The organism is Pedobacter agri (assembly GCF_032678665.1).
Lineage (GTDB): Bacteria > Bacteroidota > Bacteroidia > Sphingobacteriales > Sphingobacteriaceae > Pedobacter > Pedobacter agri_A.
This window is the reverse complement of record NZ_JAVTSH010000003.1, coordinates 538,439-552,754: the sequence shown is the minus strand read 5'-3', so window position 1 is coordinate 552,754 and position 14,316 is coordinate 538,439. Positions and strand designations below refer to the sequence as shown.

Below are 14,316 nucleotides of genomic sequence, written 5' to 3'. Positions count from 1 at the left end.
TTGATCTACCCCTTGTCGTCCATACTATTCAAGAATTGTTCCAAAGAATACTCATCGGGGTATAAAACTTCACGGGCTTTGCTACCTTCGAAAGGACCAACAATACCTGCGGCTTCTAGCTGATCGATAATTCTTCCCGCACGGTTATAACCTAACTTCAATTTACGTTGAATTAATGATGTAGAGCCTTGCTGATGCATCACGATAAGCCTTGCAGCATCTTCGAAAAACTTATCACGTTCATTCGGATCGAAATCAGCCTTACTGCCCTCTCCTGCCTCATCGATATATTCTGGCAATTGATAAGCGTCAGCATAACCGCGTTGATTACCGATAAACTCAGAAATCCGATCTACCTCTGGTGTATCAACAAAAGCACACTGTAGCCTGATTAAGTCGCTACCTGTAGATAATAGCATATCTCCACGACCGATCAATTGATCGGCACCCCCGCTGTCCAAAATCGTTCTCGAGTCAATCTTCGATAGAACCCTAAACGCTAACCTCGCAGGGAAATTGGCCTTAATTGTACCTGTAATGATGTTTACCGAAGGACGCTGGGTAGCCAAAACCAGGTGGATACCAATAGCACGTGCTAACTGAGCTAAACGGGCAATTGGTGCCTCAACTTCTTTACCGGCAGTCATCATTAAATCGGCAAACTCATCTACCACCAATACAATAAATGGTAAAAATCTGTGTCCGTTATTGGGGTTAAGCTTACGTTTGATAAATTTATCGTTATACTCTTTTAAATTTCTAACCTGCGCATCTTTCAATAAATCGTAACGCTGATCCATTTCGATACATAAAGAGTTTAACGTGTTCACCACTTTCTTTGTATCAGTAATAATCGCATCAGCTTCACCAGGAAGTTTTGCCAAAAAGTGACGCTCAATCCGGTTAAATAACGTTAACTCTACCTTTTTTGGATCGACCAATACAAACTTCAACTGGGCCGGATGTTTTTTAAACAGTAGCGAAACCAGAATGGAGTTGATCCCTACCGATTTACCTTGACCGGTAGCACCGGCAACAAGTAAGTGGGGCATTTTTGCCAAATCGGCAATAAATACCTCATTGCTAATTGTTTTACCCAAAGCAATCGGCAAATCCATCGTATTGGAAGTCCATTTTTCAGTATTTAAAATACTGCGCATCGGTACCATTTCCGGATGTTGGTTTGGTACCTCGATACCAATTGTTCCTTTACCAGGCATTGGTGCGATGATACGTATACCTAAAGCCGCTAATGAAAGGGCAATATCATCTTCGAGGTTTTTAATCTTCGAAATCCTTACTCCAGGAGCAGGAATAATTTCATATAAGGTTACTGTCGGACCAATTGTAGCTTTAATCTTATCAATCTCAATATTATAATGATTCAGCGTTTCTACAATCTTATTTTTATTTGCTTCTAACTCTTCGGCATTAACAGAAATTTTATTGGTGCCGTAGTTTTCCAGCAAATCAACAGTTGGGTATTTGTAGCCTGATAAATCAAGTTTTTCATCATAATTACCAAACTGCTCTACCAAATCATCTGATTTTTTCTCTTCTTCAGTCTTCTCAATGGTAAAAGCAGGTTCCTTTTCCTCCTCTTCAATAGCCGGCTCAACCGTTAATGGCATGGCTGAGGCAGCTGCCGCAGAAGTAGTCAGAGGTAAATTAGTGGCTAAAGGCGAAAGCGTTACGGGTGTAACAACTTCTTCCTCCGCAGCCTTTTCTTCGTAGCGATTGGGCTGTATAACTACGTTTTGTTGCTTCCGTTCGTGATTAACAGTTGGTTTTTCACGTACAGGGAATTCAATTGGGTCTGCAACTTCCTCAACTTCCCTGTTCTGCGCAAACTTCTCACGAACTTCATTTACGTATTCTGGTGTTTCATTATCCAGATAAACCTCCTTTTCTTTGCGTTCAGGAAATTTAAAATCGATGTTATAGGCGATGATTAAAATCGTTAAACCGGCAAAGGCGATTAAACCTGCAACACCGGCAGCGCCAATTTGTGCTGCAAGCAGTTTGTTACTCCAATATCCGAATTCACCTTCAACATAATGTGGCGATTCTGACCAGAAACTGTGGGCAAAACCTAAGGTTAACGAAATAAATAACAGAAAGAAAAAGCTGTAACCCAAGGTTTTTGAAATGGAAAGAATTTTAACCTTGAACAATAGCCTGTAACCAATGATAAAAAATGCCAAAACGAATAAAAACGAGGCAATACCAAACCACTCATAAATAAACTGGTGTGACAATAAGGCCCCAAATTTTCCAAGCCAGTTTTGTACTACCGGAATAACAACGCCCGAATCCTTAAGCTCTTCGGCAGTTTTAAAAAGGTTTCCCCAACCCCCATTTGCATCGATTACATAGCTTTGATCATCCTGCCAGGTGAATAAATAGGAAGTGAAAGCAATTAAAAAGTAAAGTGAAAGTATAACAAAAAATAAGCCTACAATTTTAACTGCACGACCATCCTGTAAGTCGAAACTCGGCAGGTATTCTCTTTTTTCTTTTGGCTGGCGACCCGATGATGGCCTGCCTGATGCATTTTCAGCACCTTTATCTCTAAATGTATTGGTTCTAAACTGGTTTCCCCTTACCGCCATTTTCTATACTGATATTAATAATGAGCAAATATAAAATATATAGTTGTATCTATTGAGTTTTTATAAACCGCTTGGCATAAAATTATTAAACTGCTATTAAACCTTAAGGGGAAAATATTGTCTATTCTTTTACAACACACACGTTGTACGTTTTGTCAAATGAAACGGATTTTGTTTTAGGTTTTAGTCCCGTTTTGCCTGGAGAGGCTAAACGGGATTTTTTTTCTACAAACCTAAATTCTTCGCTGAAAGGGCTAACTTAATCTTCGGTCTGAAGCTTATAAATATTCAATCCTCAAATGGGCAGCACGTCGCGATCGTTAAAATGAGAATTATCTAAGTCTTAGCAAAGGTTTAAAGCCCCAGGGATTATATCTAATCGGCTCATCTCTACAGAATATTTCAGTAAAATTTCTAATCGCTATTAATTTTTTGTTAATTTAAATCGATAATTTGAAAAAAATCAAACGTATGAGTATAGCGCAACTCGAAGAACAAATTGAATCAGGGAATTTAGCGGCTGTGAAAGAGATTTTATTAGAAAATCCAAATTTGGCCAACGTAAGTACATCGCATAATATTTCTCCGCTACTTTTGGCCTGTTATTACAAAAAACAAAACATCGCCAACGTAATTGTAGAGTTTGCAGATGATTTAACATTGTTTGAAGCCTGTGCGGTTGGTAAGTTCGACGCTGCAACATTGCTCATTTTTCAAAATCCTAACAGTATCAACGAATTCTCGGAAGACGGTTTTACCCCCTTGGGCTTAGCTTGTTATTTTGGGCACGAGGAACTTGCAAAGTTCTTAGTATTAAAAGGTGCTGATGTTAATTTGGCCTCTAAAAATGGATTTAATGTTTTCCCGATACATTCGGCAGTTGCGGCGAACAATATTAACATCACAAAAATGCTTTTAGATGCCGGCGCTTACCCCAACGTTTGTCAGAAAGCAGGTTTGGCTCCCTTACACACCGCAGCACAGCTAGGAAACATCGAACTAATTATTCTGCTTTTAGAACATGGCGCAGAAGTGGGCTTAAGGATGGAAGGCGGAAAATTACCTGCAGATTTAGCTGCAGAAAAAGGTTTTAACGAAATTGCTGAGATTTTGAGAGAGGATTAGTTTTGCGTTTTAAGTGATAAATTCCAATTAACCAAGAACGTATAACTTAAAATTATTCCCAAATCCTTAACCTCATTTTCTTCACGTAAGTTCTGATATCCAAAACTACTGCTGCGAGGAAATAAAACAATATTGGGAAACCAACAGCCAAAAACGACGAATAAATAAAAAACAACCTAACTTTTGCAGTACTCATATTCATTTTACTGGCCAAATAGGTAGAAACCCCAAAACTCTGTTGTTCGAAATAGGTGATGATTCTTTGGAACATGTTAAGCTTATTTAAATCCGACATATAATATAAAGAAAGCGCAATGATCAGGTATAATACTGAATCTAATCTAACAATAATATCTGGTTAAATGATAAACCAATATTACTTAATCTAAAATCAATTTCTCGAAATCCTGCCTGTTCTCATGTTTGATGAATAAGGTTTGCTGCTCTTCTAAACCCGAATATTTTTTCTTGAGTTCATTTTTGAATTTCTCAATATCAACCCCTTCATTTAAAATTACGGTCAAAGCATCCGCATTGCCTCTAACTTCGATAATTTTATCGCGATAAAGTTCTTTAAGTTCGTGTGGGAATTCCATACTGACTAAACCGATTAAATGATAGAAAGTTTGGGAAAACTTGAGGGTTTTAAGCCTGTTTCAAAATCTTTATCCCAATACCACAAGATAGGCATTTCTTTTGGTCGCAATAGTATTTTTTGAGCTGTAAAATTCCCTGTGATGCGAAAGCGTTATCTATCACAACGCCTGCTGAAGTAAATTTATCAGTAATCGCATTTTGTTCAGCGGGCAGGCTCTCCAGTAATTTTATTGCTCTATTGATATAAAACTGAGTTCCGGTATGCTTACCATAAGCAAATAAAAATAGTGCGACCGTATTTAACAATATATTATTGGCTGAGCTTCTGCCAATCTGAATGCTTACACCATCGGCTGGCTTCTTGAAATGATAATGGGTTTTCCAGTAATGATGAACAGGTAAATCATCCAATAACAACTGAAGTTGGGCTACCTCACCTATTTCCATCATTCTTGAGAAAAGATGATTTGCCTTTATAATTAACGCCGCAAATTGAGCCAAACGAATGGTTGGGAAATTTTGTGGACGCATTCGCATAAATTTCCAGATCGAAACTTCCAGGGGTTTGATTGCATATTTCTTCTGCAAAAATTGAAATTCTTTTTTAAGACCGGCAGGATAATCATCTTCAAACTGATCATTCAAAAAGCCAGCCGCACCAAAAACCAGTGCCTCAATTTGTAGTGGGTTATTTTTGTGCTTACCATAAATTTGTTGCGGAACAGCTTTAGCAAGCAGCTCAAAAGGCAATGCATTTACTTTAAATCCAAAATTACGAGCCACAAAGCGATAAAATGTTTCATCCCAATTGCCGTTTAACTCGTGTAGCGTTGCAATTACTAAAGCTGTTTTCTGCTCAAACCGTTCAATTAATGTTCTGGATAAAAACGAATCAATTAGGAGTTTATCAACAGCACCAATTTGAGCAATGCAAGGGAAATCCGTAAGGGTAAGAAAAAGTGTTTCGTATTTCTCCACCAAATCTGTAGCAATTCGATCTTTCAGCGGCAACACAGGTATAACAGAGCCATCAATTCTTTTTATTTCAACATCATTTTCGAAAACCACATGAAGAACTACATTTTCATAACTCAAATCATTTTGATGATTATGATTTAGCCAGTCGGAAGATTTAAGATGGATTTCGACATTTCCAGCCCAGAGGGTCTTACCGATTAATATTTTCGCATGATTAAAATCAGGACCTGCATTTTTATTCAGGAAACCCTGATGAAGAATTTTCAATTCTTCTCCATCGGCAGTTTGGAGTTCGTTATGATCAAACGAACGGAATTGCCAGACATAATGCAGGAAATCTTCCGGAAAATTCATAATTGAATATAATGAAATATTCCTAAAGGTTTTAAAAAAATATCCGTCAACCTGAATTTATTTCAGGCTCTTCTAAGATAAGTTGCTGATCCCGAAATTTTGAGACAGCATGACAATGAGCCGCATTAAACCACCTCTGCTTTTTTCTTATAATTCGTAATGAAAACCCCGGTTATAATCAAAGCGGTTGCTACAATTAAATCGATGTCGACGTGCTCATTTAAGATAAGCCATCCTAAAAATATTGCAATAACCGTATTGAAGTAAGTTAAAATAGAAACTTCAGATGCTGAAACCTTTTTAAGGGCATAGTGATAACAAAAATATCCCAGCACCGAACCAAATATAGCCAGGTAAACCGCTGCAAAAATACTTTCTGTTTTCCACGAATCTACATCAGCCTTGCCTGAGAAAATTAGAGCCAAACCGAACTGCACAATTGCCGAAAATACAAATTGGTAAAAAAGATTGAGGAAGATGTATTGAGGTTTCCCACTGTGTTTTTTTGAATAGATGGTTCCAATCGTCCAGCCTGAAACTGCAATAACTAAAGATAAAATCCCATTCCTGTAACCTGGTTCCAATAAATCATTTATTCCATCGCGAAAGATAAAAACGATGCCTAAGAACCCAATGAACACACCTACAAAGCCTTTTAAACTTGGCTTTTGAATACCTAAAAATACGCAGCCAATAAATACCAGCAGTGGCGATGTTGCATTAATTAAAGAAGTTAATCCGCTGGGAATAGTTTTTTCGGCTACCGTGGTCATGCCGTTTGCAACCACCACCATTAAAATAGAAAGCAAAATTTGTCTTTTCAAAGCTGACCATCCAATCCATTTCAATTCTTTCTGTTTGATTAAAATGATCAAAATAATTAAAGAAGCGATGGTTTGGCGGATTGCTGTGACATACCAGGCCGGAATGCTTTCTACTGCAACCCGAATACCAAGGTATGTTGTACCCCAAATTATGGCAACACCAGATAAGGCAAGGATGAGTTTTAAATCTATTTTGGGATTCATATGTGTATAGAGATTAACCGCAAAGAACGCGAAGCTTTACGCAAAGAAAAAGAGAATTTTGCTACGGCAACACAGATTTACACGGAATTTTTAATTGTATTTCAAGGCTTTATAGCGATACTTTTTTTTCAAGAAGAAATTTTCACACCTTACTTTCCGTGTCTTCGGCGCTTCCGTGGCAATAATAAATATAATAACTAAACCAAGTTTGCGCCAACTAAAATCTGCTCCATTTCCTCTTGTAACTTTAACGCCTCTTCCCTGGCCTTCTCAGCGAAATCTTCACCCTGGCTGGCATAAATAATCCCTCTAGAAGAATTAATTAACAATCCGCACTGCGAATTCAATCCATATTTACAAACTTCTTTTAAATCGCCACCCTGGGCGCCAACCCCAGGTACCAAAAGAAAATGATTTGGGGCCAGTTTACGTACATCGGCAAAAGCAGAACCACGGGTTGCACCAACAACATACATCATTTGTTCATCGGTTGCCCATGTTTGAGAGGTTTTTAAAACCTTTTCAAAAAGCTTATCTGCTCCTACTTCTTGTAATTGAAAGTCAGCATGACCGGAATTTGAAGTTAGTGCTAAAAGAATGACCCATTTATCTTTAAAAGTTAAAAATGGCGTTACTGAATCACTTCCCATGTAAGGAGCAACGGTAACCGAGTCGAAACTCATTTCTGAAGATTGTGCATTAAAAAAAGTTTCTGCATACATCGCTGAAGTATTGCCAATATCGCCACGTTTGGCATCAGCAATTGAAAAAATATCAGTTGGAATATATTTCCAGGTCTCGATTAATGTTTCCCAACCTTTTTTGCCATAACATTCGTAAAAAGCGGTATTGGGTTTGTAAGCAACGCATAAATCTTTCGTGGCATCAATAATCTGTTTATTGAACTCCAGAATCGGATTCTCGTATTTCAGCAAGTGTTTTGGGAGTTTATCTATTGATGAATCTAAACCAACACATAAAAACGAACGCTTTTTTTGTATCTGCTCAAAAAGTTGTTGCTTGGTCATATCAGGGCTTATTTGCTGCAAATATGAGGTTTTTTGAGTTTTCGAAACGAAGAAATAATCTTCACATTAATTATTTTTATAAACATTTTAAACTTTTTTTTGCGGATTACGTTTCAAATACATACAATTGCAACATAATTTCTCAACCGTTTATCTGAATATCCCAGAAAAATTTTATCAAGACTTGTTTTTTGTTACCATTTTTAGAAACGATTTATCGTTTTTATTCAGCTCGTAAACAATTATGAAACATTTTGAGTATATCAAATAACCAACTCATTAAAGTTTTATAGCCTAAAGAATTTATACACAATGAAACCGCCGGGCTTACGCTAACACATAAATTAGGCCTGTGCAGATTTATAGCAGGATACATCCGTTATAAACAAATGAAAAATTTCTTGAAACATATATATTTAGAATGTTTAGCAAAACAGAATTAAATGATAAGCTCACACCAGAATTACGTGAGCTTGCCAAATCCTATGGCATTGAAGGTGCCGAATCCTTAAGAAAAATTGACCTTGTTGAAGTTCTTTTACACCAGCAAGAAATGATAAGTGCCGCTAAAGGCGGGGCAGATCCATATAGCGAAAGTGAACCTGTTGCTGTTGCACCAGCTGCCAAAACCAAAGCAGTTAAAGCCGAAAAAGCGCCAAAAGTTACAGCATCAGCAGCTGCCACTGCGGCTCCCGAAAAACCGGTTAAAAAAAGGGCAAGGTTGAGTAAAGACGAACCTGTAGCTCCAGTAGAGAGAAGAAGAGATTCAGTTACTTTATTTGACGAGCCTCAACACCAGCAGCAACCTGAAAGACAGCCCGACAGAATTGTTGAATCGGAAGAAGGAAGTAGTAAGCCAATTTCTGCTTTAATTGAAGAATCGGCAGAAGTAATCCCAGTTGCACCAAGACAAAAACAAGAGCCGAGAGAGAAACAAGAAAAGCCACAACGCGACGATAATCGCCAGCAGAAACAACCTCAGGGCGGTAACCACCATAAAAACGAAAACAGTTATTCGAACTTAGATTTCGATAACGTGATTACAAACGAGGGTGTTTTAGAAATTATGCCCGATGGTTATGGTTTCTTACGCTCAGCAGATTACAACTATTTAACTTCTCCTGATGATATTTACGTATCACAGTCGCAAATTAAACTTTTCGGTTTAAAAACTGGTGATACTGTAAAAGGTAGCATCCGTCCTCCTAAAGAAGGCGAAAAATATTTCCCATTGGTTCGTGTAGAAACCATCAACGGAAGAATACCTGCTGAGGTTCGCGACCGTGTTCCTTTTGATTATTTAACACCACTTTTCCCAACGGAAAAATTGAATTTATTTACGGATAACAGTAATTACTCTACCCGTATTATGGATCTGTTTACGCCAATTGGTAAGGGTCAACGTGGTTTAATTGTTGCGCAGCCTAAAACTGGTAAAACAAATTTGCTAAAAGAAGTTGCTAACGCGATCGCTAAAAACCATCCAGAAGTTTATTTAATTATTCTTTTGATAGATGAGCGCCCGGAAGAGGTTACAGATATGGCTCGTAGCGTAAGAGCAGAGGTTATCGCCTCCACTTTTGATGAGCCTGCTGAGCGTCACGTAAAAATTGCCAATATCGTTTTAGAAAAATCTAAACGTTTGGTAGAAAGCGGACATGATGTGGTAATCCTTTTAGATTCAATTACACGTTTAGCAAGAGCATACAATACAACTGCTCCGGCATCGGGTAAAATATTATCTGGTGGTGTTGATGCAAATGCATTACACAAGCCAAAACGTTTCTTTGGTGCGGCCCGTAACATTGAAAACGGCGGATCGCTAACCATTTTGGCTACAGCTTTAACTGATACCGGTTCTAAAATGGATGAGGTGATCTTCGAAGAATTTAAAGGTACAGGTAACATGGAGTTACAGTTAGACCGTAAATTATCGAACAAACGTATCTTCCCAGCTATTGATATTACTGCATCGAGTACCCGTAGAGATGATTTACTATTAGATCGGGATATTCTACAACGTGTTTGGATTTTACGTAACCACCTGGCAGATATGAACAGCCAGGAGGCAATGGAATTTGTACAGGCACAAATTAAAGGTACCAAAAGCAACGAAGAATTTTTAATTTCGATGAACAGCTAGTAAGGTGTTAAAAGTTAAAGGTTTAAAGTTGAAAGTTTCGAAACAAAGATCCTGCCACTTTAAACTTTTAACTTTATACTTTCAACTTCAAAAAAATGAAAAGGCATATCCCTAATGCGATTACCTGTGCAAACCTGTTTTCTGGTTGTATTGGAATCGTTTTTGCATTTAAAGGCGATTTACAAACCGCAGCATACTTCGTTATTCTTTCTGGCATTTTTGATTTTTTTGACGGAATGGTTGCCCGTTTGCTGAATGTTAAATCGGCTATTGGGAAGGATTTGGATTCGCTGGCAGACATGGTAAGTTTTGGTTTTCTGCCTGGAATTATAATGTTTCAGCTTTTGAAACTAAGCGATTATTCTTCAGAATATTTGCCTTATTTAGGCTTTTTCATTACGGTATTTTCTGCCTTGCGATTAGCCAAATTCAACAATGATGAGCGGCAAACAGAAGACTTTATTGGATTAAATACACCAATGAATACCTTGTTTATATGCTCATTACCATTCATCGCTACCGATTATCCTGCAATAATCGGTTCTACCATCTTACTCTTAGCCATTACAGCTATAACCAGTTTTTTACTGGTTAGTGAAATCAAAATCTTCTCGTTAAAATTTAGTGACTTAAGTTGGGCAAAAAATAAAATCAAGTTTATCTTTTTGATTTTATCAGCCATTTTGATTGCTGTTTTGCAATTTGCTGCGATTCCGTTTGTATTGGTGCTTTACCTTACACTATCTATTTTACATTTCAGAAGCATTGAAGCCAAAAATAATTTGATTTAGAACGGCTGTTATTTCTTTACACAGAATTAATCACGCCTCTAAAACCTGCTGGATCATACAGTCTGCTCAGTATTCATGAATTTACGGTAAATAACGTTGCCGAAAAACCTTCGGTTCAGTTCAAGAATAAGCCGTGTTTTAAGAAAACACTACAGTTCTGATTGTAGATTTTTTCTTGCCGCATCGAGCTGGGCATAAATTTGTACCAGGATCACTTTCAGTTGATCTACATCTGCTGGAATTTGTTCTAAAGAAATTTGCTTTCGAGCGTTATGCTCAATGGATTGCACAAAATCTCTCACATCGTTTCTACCAATATAACTGAATGTAGGCTTAATTTTGTGCGCACAATGCCCAACCCTATCCCAGTCATTTTTGGATAACGCATCTTCTAACTCGGCAAGATAGAAAGGAGTTTGTTCTGTAAATGTATCAAAAACTTCGATCATAAACTCTGGATTATGACCAACCATTTCTGTAAGGTATGATAAATCTAAGGGATGATTATCATAGTTTGTCTGCATATTTCAAATCTAGTTATTTACAATTTCTTAACCTCTAAATCATCCGTAATATTTTCAAAAATATCAGAAATAGTTTTCCCCAAAACAGGATGCATCACATCGGGTGCAATTTCTGCAAGCGGCGCCATCACAAATTTCCGGTATTGCATTTGCGGATGTGGCACCTGAAGTCTGTTTTCGATATCAATCACCACCTCATCAAAAAGAATTAAATCGATGTCTATTAGCCGTTCTCCCCACTTATCTTTTCTTATTCTGCCTAATACTTTTTCAATTTCCAATGCTTTATCTAATACATCGATAGCGGAGAGTTTTGTTTTTACCGCCACAGCCTGATTCAAAAATGCTGGTTGATCGGTTTTACCCCAGGCAGCTGTTTCATACAAAGCGGAAACAGCGTCTATTTGGCCAATATTTTCAGCTATCAATTTTATTGCCTGATGCAAATTCGCTTTTCTATCTCCTAAATTTCCACCGAGTAACAAATAAGCAGTTCTGTACTCTAAAGCCGTATTAAGCATCATGTATTTTTATATCTTTACGGCACAAAATTAACATTTAAATGAAAGATTTTTTCAAGTATCTATTTGCCTCAATGTTAGGGTTTTTCCTTTCAATGGTCATTATTTTCATTATTTTCTTTGTAATCATTGTTGGGGCAATTTCATCTATTGATAGCGATAAAACTGTTACTATATCAAACAACTCGGTTTTATTTTTAAACTTAGATCAAGCCATAACCGAACGTACGCCCAAAAACCCCTTCGGAAACTTACCAATAGTTGGTGGTGATGAAAAAGACGGTATCGGGTTAAATGATCTTCTAAAATCTATACAAAGGGCAAAAACGGATGATAACATTAAATGTATTTATTTGAATGTAAGCAGTCCGAATGCTGGTTTTGCCACCATGCGTGAGGTTAGAAATGCACTGATCGATTTTAAAAAATCACATAAAAAAATTATTGCCTATAGCGAAGTTTACACGCAGGGTGCTTATTATCTTGCTTCAGCAGCTGATAAAATTTATTTAAATCCAGAAGGTGCTCTGGAATTTAAAGGTTTCAGTTCAGAGCTCACCTTCTTTAAAGGAACGCTGGAAAAAGTTGGGGTTGAAATGCAGGTTATTCGTGTTGGAAACTATAAAAGTGCTGTAGAACCATTTATTTTAGACAAAATGAGTGACTATAACCGCAAGCAGGTAACGGCATACGTGGGTGGTTTATACAACACTTTTTTAACTGATATTGCAAAAAGCAGAGACATCCAGAAAGACAGTTTATACAAAATTGCTGACGATTTTAGGGTTCGCCAACCACAAGATGCGGTTAATTTTAAAATGATTGATGCTTTGAAGTATAAAGATCAGATTTTGGAAGAACTTAAAGGCCTATCAGGAAGAACTAAGGACGAAAGCGTAAGAACGGTATCGATTAATGATTATGCTAAAAATAATAAGGATACTGGTTCAGGCAAAGATAAGGTTGCGGTAATTTACGCCAATGGCGAAATTAGCGGTGGCGAGGGCAATGATAACCAGATTGGTTCAGAACGTATTTCGAGAGCCATTCGTAAAGCCCGTTTAGATGATGACATTAAAGCAGTTGTGATCCGTGTAAATTCACCGGGTGGAAGTGCCCTGGCATCAGATGTGATTTGGAGAGAAATCGTTCTTACCAAAAAAGAAAAACCAGTAATTGCTTCTTTCGGTGATGTTGCTGCCTCTGGTGGTTACTACATTGGTTGTGCTGCTGATAGCATTTTTGTACAGCCAAATACCATAACAGGTTCAATCGGCGTTTTTGGCCTTATCCCTAACTTCCAAAATTTAATGACTAATAAGTTGGGAATTACTTTCGATGGTGTAAAAACTGGAAAGTATGCTGATATTATGGCAACCAACCGACCAATGACCGAAGGCGAAAGATTTATCATTCAAAACGAATTGAATAGAATTTATAGTGGTTTCGTGAGTCGTGTGGCAGATGGGAGAAAGAAAAGCAAAGCTTACATTGACAGCATTGGTGGAGGCCATGTTTGGATTGGAACGGACGCTGTTCAAATAGGTTTGGCTGATAGAATAGGAAGTTTTAATGACGCGATTAAAGCTGCAGCAAAAAAAGCAAAAATAAAAGATTATAAAGTAGTAGAATATCCGGATGTTGTTGATCCTCTAAAATCATTAATGGATGAAAGCACAGACAGAATTAAAACCTATTACACCAAACAAGAATTGGGCGATAATTACTTCCTGTATCAACAAATGAAAAAGGTTATTGCAAGTTCTGGTATTCAAGCCAGGATGCCATTTGAAGCCGTAATAAAATAGATTATGATGGAAAATGTAGGATGGAAAATGGATTAAACCATGTCCATCTTACATTTTCCATATTACATTTTATATTTACCATCGTACATTTCTCATTATTCAATTGGTTTCCACTCCGGGTGCAAGGTTAAATAAGTGCCATTAACCGATTGATTCATTGGATGAACGGTTAAAGAAATGCTCTTGCCTTTCAAAAATTCAAACCCGATTCCATCTTGCCTGGCATCATAAACCATTACCGTATCCTTATTTTGATTTAGATAGGATGAAACCCGCTCCATCGCAGGAAATTTCAATTTCGTATCTGCTTCAGAAAGACCGGTAGTAAAACCATCCTGCGTTCTAAATTTCGACGATGTAATTCGGATTTGCTTCACATCCTTAATCACCATGCTGGTGTCCCGGTACGAAGAATAGATCGCAAGTTCATCTTTTTGACCATTGCTCGAATCGTTGCTATACCAAATACCCCAGGCTTTACCCATTGCAGCATCACCAGCATCAGGCCGGCCCAGTTTCTCCCCTACTTCTGTCATATCTTCCCTTAGTGAAATCTCCCCGACAGATCTGCCTGGAACCACTAAAAAGCGGGAGTCTACTATTTTTTCTTGTCCGGATTCCAGATGTTCTAAAGAATCTTGCTGATGGTTAGAATTTTGAGCAGACTGACAAGCTGCAAGGCCAATGCTTAAACTTAAACAGATGATTTTTAGCGATTTCATTTCAGTAGAACAACACATCAATTATTTCTGTTTGAAAAAATACTTCCCTCCGATATTTTAATTCATTATTTTCTAATTTTACACC

General features: G+C 37.6%; 13 protein-coding genes. 4 read left to right on the top strand and 9 right to left on the bottom strand.

Annotated features, from left to right (window positions below; translation table 11 throughout):
• Window positions 1-5: 5 nt before the first annotated feature.
• Window positions 6-2,612 carry a DNA translocase FtsK gene (locus R2Q70_RS08990; protein WP_316807269.1) on the bottom strand — a complete coding sequence of 869 codons (2,607 nt, stop codon included), beginning with the start codon at window positions 2,610-2,612 and terminating at the stop codon, window positions 6-8.
• Between the two features lie 453 nt (window positions 2,613-3,065).
• On the opposite strand from R2Q70_RS08990, the gene R2Q70_RS08985 reads away from it, so the two are divergent.
• Complete coding sequence (locus R2Q70_RS08985; protein WP_316807268.1) at window positions 3,066-3,737, top strand: ankyrin repeat domain-containing protein; 672 nt, start codon at window positions 3,066-3,068, stop codon at window positions 3,735-3,737.
• A gap of 52 nt (window positions 3,738-3,789) precedes the next feature.
• On the opposite strand, the gene R2Q70_RS08980 is transcribed toward R2Q70_RS08985, so the two are convergent.
• The 5 genes from R2Q70_RS08980 to pyrF all read right to left on the bottom strand — a co-directional run bounded on the left by R2Q70_RS08980 (window position 3,790) and on the right by pyrF (window position 7,722).
• Window positions 3,790-4,008, bottom strand: a complete 219-nt coding sequence (locus tag R2Q70_RS08980) for a PspC family transcriptional regulator (RefSeq protein ID WP_316807267.1) — start codon at window positions 4,006-4,008, stop codon at window positions 3,790-3,792.
• Window positions 4,009-4,117: 109 nt separating this feature from the next.
• Window positions 4,118-4,333, bottom strand: a complete 216-nt coding sequence (locus tag R2Q70_RS08975) for a hypothetical protein (protein WP_116170001.1) — start codon at window positions 4,331-4,333, stop codon at window positions 4,118-4,120.
• A 49-nt stretch (window positions 4,334-4,382) separates the two neighbouring features.
• Window positions 4,383-5,666 (bottom strand): DUF2851 family protein, encoded by a 1,284-nt coding sequence (locus tag R2Q70_RS08970; RefSeq protein ID WP_316807266.1) that lies wholly within the window; start codon window positions 5,664-5,666, stop codon window positions 4,383-4,385.
• A 125-nt stretch (window positions 5,667-5,791) separates the two neighbouring features.
• On the bottom strand, window positions 5,792-6,694 hold the full coding sequence (locus R2Q70_RS08965; protein ID WP_316807265.1) for a DMT family transporter: 903 nt from the start codon (window positions 6,692-6,694) through the stop codon (window positions 5,792-5,794).
• A gap of 197 nt (window positions 6,695-6,891) precedes the next feature.
• Window positions 6,892-7,722: an orotidine-5'-phosphate decarboxylase gene (gene pyrF / locus R2Q70_RS08960; RefSeq protein ID WP_316807264.1), complete on the bottom strand. Its 831-nt coding sequence runs from the start codon at window positions 7,720-7,722 to the stop codon at window positions 6,892-6,894.
• Between the two features lie 421 nt (window positions 7,723-8,143).
• Between pyrF and rho the strand changes: the two genes are divergently transcribed.
• A complete protein-coding gene (gene rho / locus R2Q70_RS08955; protein WP_316807263.1) occupies window positions 8,144-9,865 on the top strand; it encodes a transcription termination factor Rho in 1,722 nt (573 codons plus the stop codon).
• Between the two features lie 95 nt (window positions 9,866-9,960).
• Entirely contained in the window at window positions 9,961-10,656 is a 696-nt protein-coding gene (pssA, locus tag R2Q70_RS08950) for a CDP-diacylglycerol--serine O-phosphatidyltransferase (protein ID WP_316807262.1), read from the top strand.
• Window positions 10,657-10,805: 149 nt separating this feature from the next.
• Here pssA and R2Q70_RS08945 read toward each other — a convergent pair whose 3' ends face one another.
• Together R2Q70_RS08945 and folK are read right to left on the bottom strand one after the other, a co-directional pair.
• Window positions 10,806-11,180 (bottom strand): Hpt domain-containing protein, encoded by a 375-nt coding sequence (locus R2Q70_RS08945; RefSeq protein WP_316807261.1) that lies wholly within the window; start codon window positions 11,178-11,180, stop codon window positions 10,806-10,808.
• A 17-nt stretch (window positions 11,181-11,197) separates the two neighbouring features.
• A complete protein-coding gene (gene folK, locus R2Q70_RS08940) occupies window positions 11,198-11,704 on the bottom strand; it encodes a 2-amino-4-hydroxy-6-hydroxymethyldihydropteridine diphosphokinase (protein WP_316807260.1) in 507 nt (168 codons plus the stop codon).
• A gap of 38 nt (window positions 11,705-11,742) precedes the next feature.
• Here folK and sppA point away from each other — a divergent pair, with 38 nt between their 5' ends.
• Entirely contained in the window at window positions 11,743-13,509 is a 1,767-nt protein-coding gene (gene sppA / locus R2Q70_RS08935; protein ID WP_316807259.1) for a signal peptide peptidase SppA, read from the top strand.
• Between the two features lie 95 nt (window positions 13,510-13,604).
• Here the strand turns inward: sppA and R2Q70_RS08930 are convergent, their stop codons facing one another.
• A complete protein-coding gene (locus R2Q70_RS08930) occupies window positions 13,605-14,231 on the bottom strand; it encodes a hypothetical protein (RefSeq protein ID WP_316807258.1) in 627 nt (208 codons plus the stop codon).
• Window positions 14,232-14,316 lie beyond the last annotated feature (85 nt).

Excerpts from the sequence above, each read along its gene's own strand:
- R2Q70_RS08990 (WP_316807269.1), bottom strand. The coding sequence starts at position 2,612 with ATGGCGGTAAGGGGAAACCAGTTTAGAACCAATACATTTAGAGATAAA.
- R2Q70_RS08980 (WP_316807267.1), bottom strand. The coding sequence starts at position 4,008 with ATGTTCCAAAGAATCATCACCTATTTCGAACAACAGAGTTTTGGGGTT.
- R2Q70_RS08975 (WP_116170001.1), bottom strand. The coding sequence starts at position 4,333 with ATGGAATTCCCACACGAACTTAAAGAACTTTATCGCGATAAAATTATC.
- R2Q70_RS08970 (WP_316807266.1), bottom strand. The coding sequence starts at position 5,666 with ATGAATTTTCCGGAAGATTTCCTGCATTATGTCTGGCAATTCCGTTCG.
- R2Q70_RS08965 (WP_316807265.1), bottom strand. The coding sequence starts at position 6,694 with ATGAATCCCAAAATAGATTTAAAACTCATCCTTGCCTTATCTGGTGTT.
- pyrF (WP_316807264.1), bottom strand. The coding sequence starts at position 7,722 with ATGACCAAGCAACAACTTTTTGAGCAGATACAAAAAAAGCGTTCGTTT.
- rho (WP_316807263.1), top strand. The coding sequence starts at position 8,144 with ATGTTTAGCAAAACAGAATTAAATGATAAGCTCACACCAGAATTACGT.
- pssA (WP_316807262.1), top strand. The coding sequence starts at position 9,961 with ATGAAAAGGCATATCCCTAATGCGATTACCTGTGCAAACCTGTTTTCT.
- R2Q70_RS08945 (WP_316807261.1), bottom strand. The coding sequence starts at position 11,180 with ATGCAGACAAACTATGATAATCATCCCTTAGATTTATCATACCTTACA.
- folK (WP_316807260.1), bottom strand. The coding sequence starts at position 11,704 with ATGATGCTTAATACGGCTTTAGAGTACAGAACTGCTTATTTGTTACTC.
- sppA (WP_316807259.1), top strand. The coding sequence starts at position 11,743 with ATGAAAGATTTTTTCAAGTATCTATTTGCCTCAATGTTAGGGTTTTTC.
- R2Q70_RS08930 (WP_316807258.1), bottom strand. The coding sequence starts at position 14,231 with ATGAAATCGCTAAAAATCATCTGTTTAAGTTTAAGCATTGGCCTTGCA.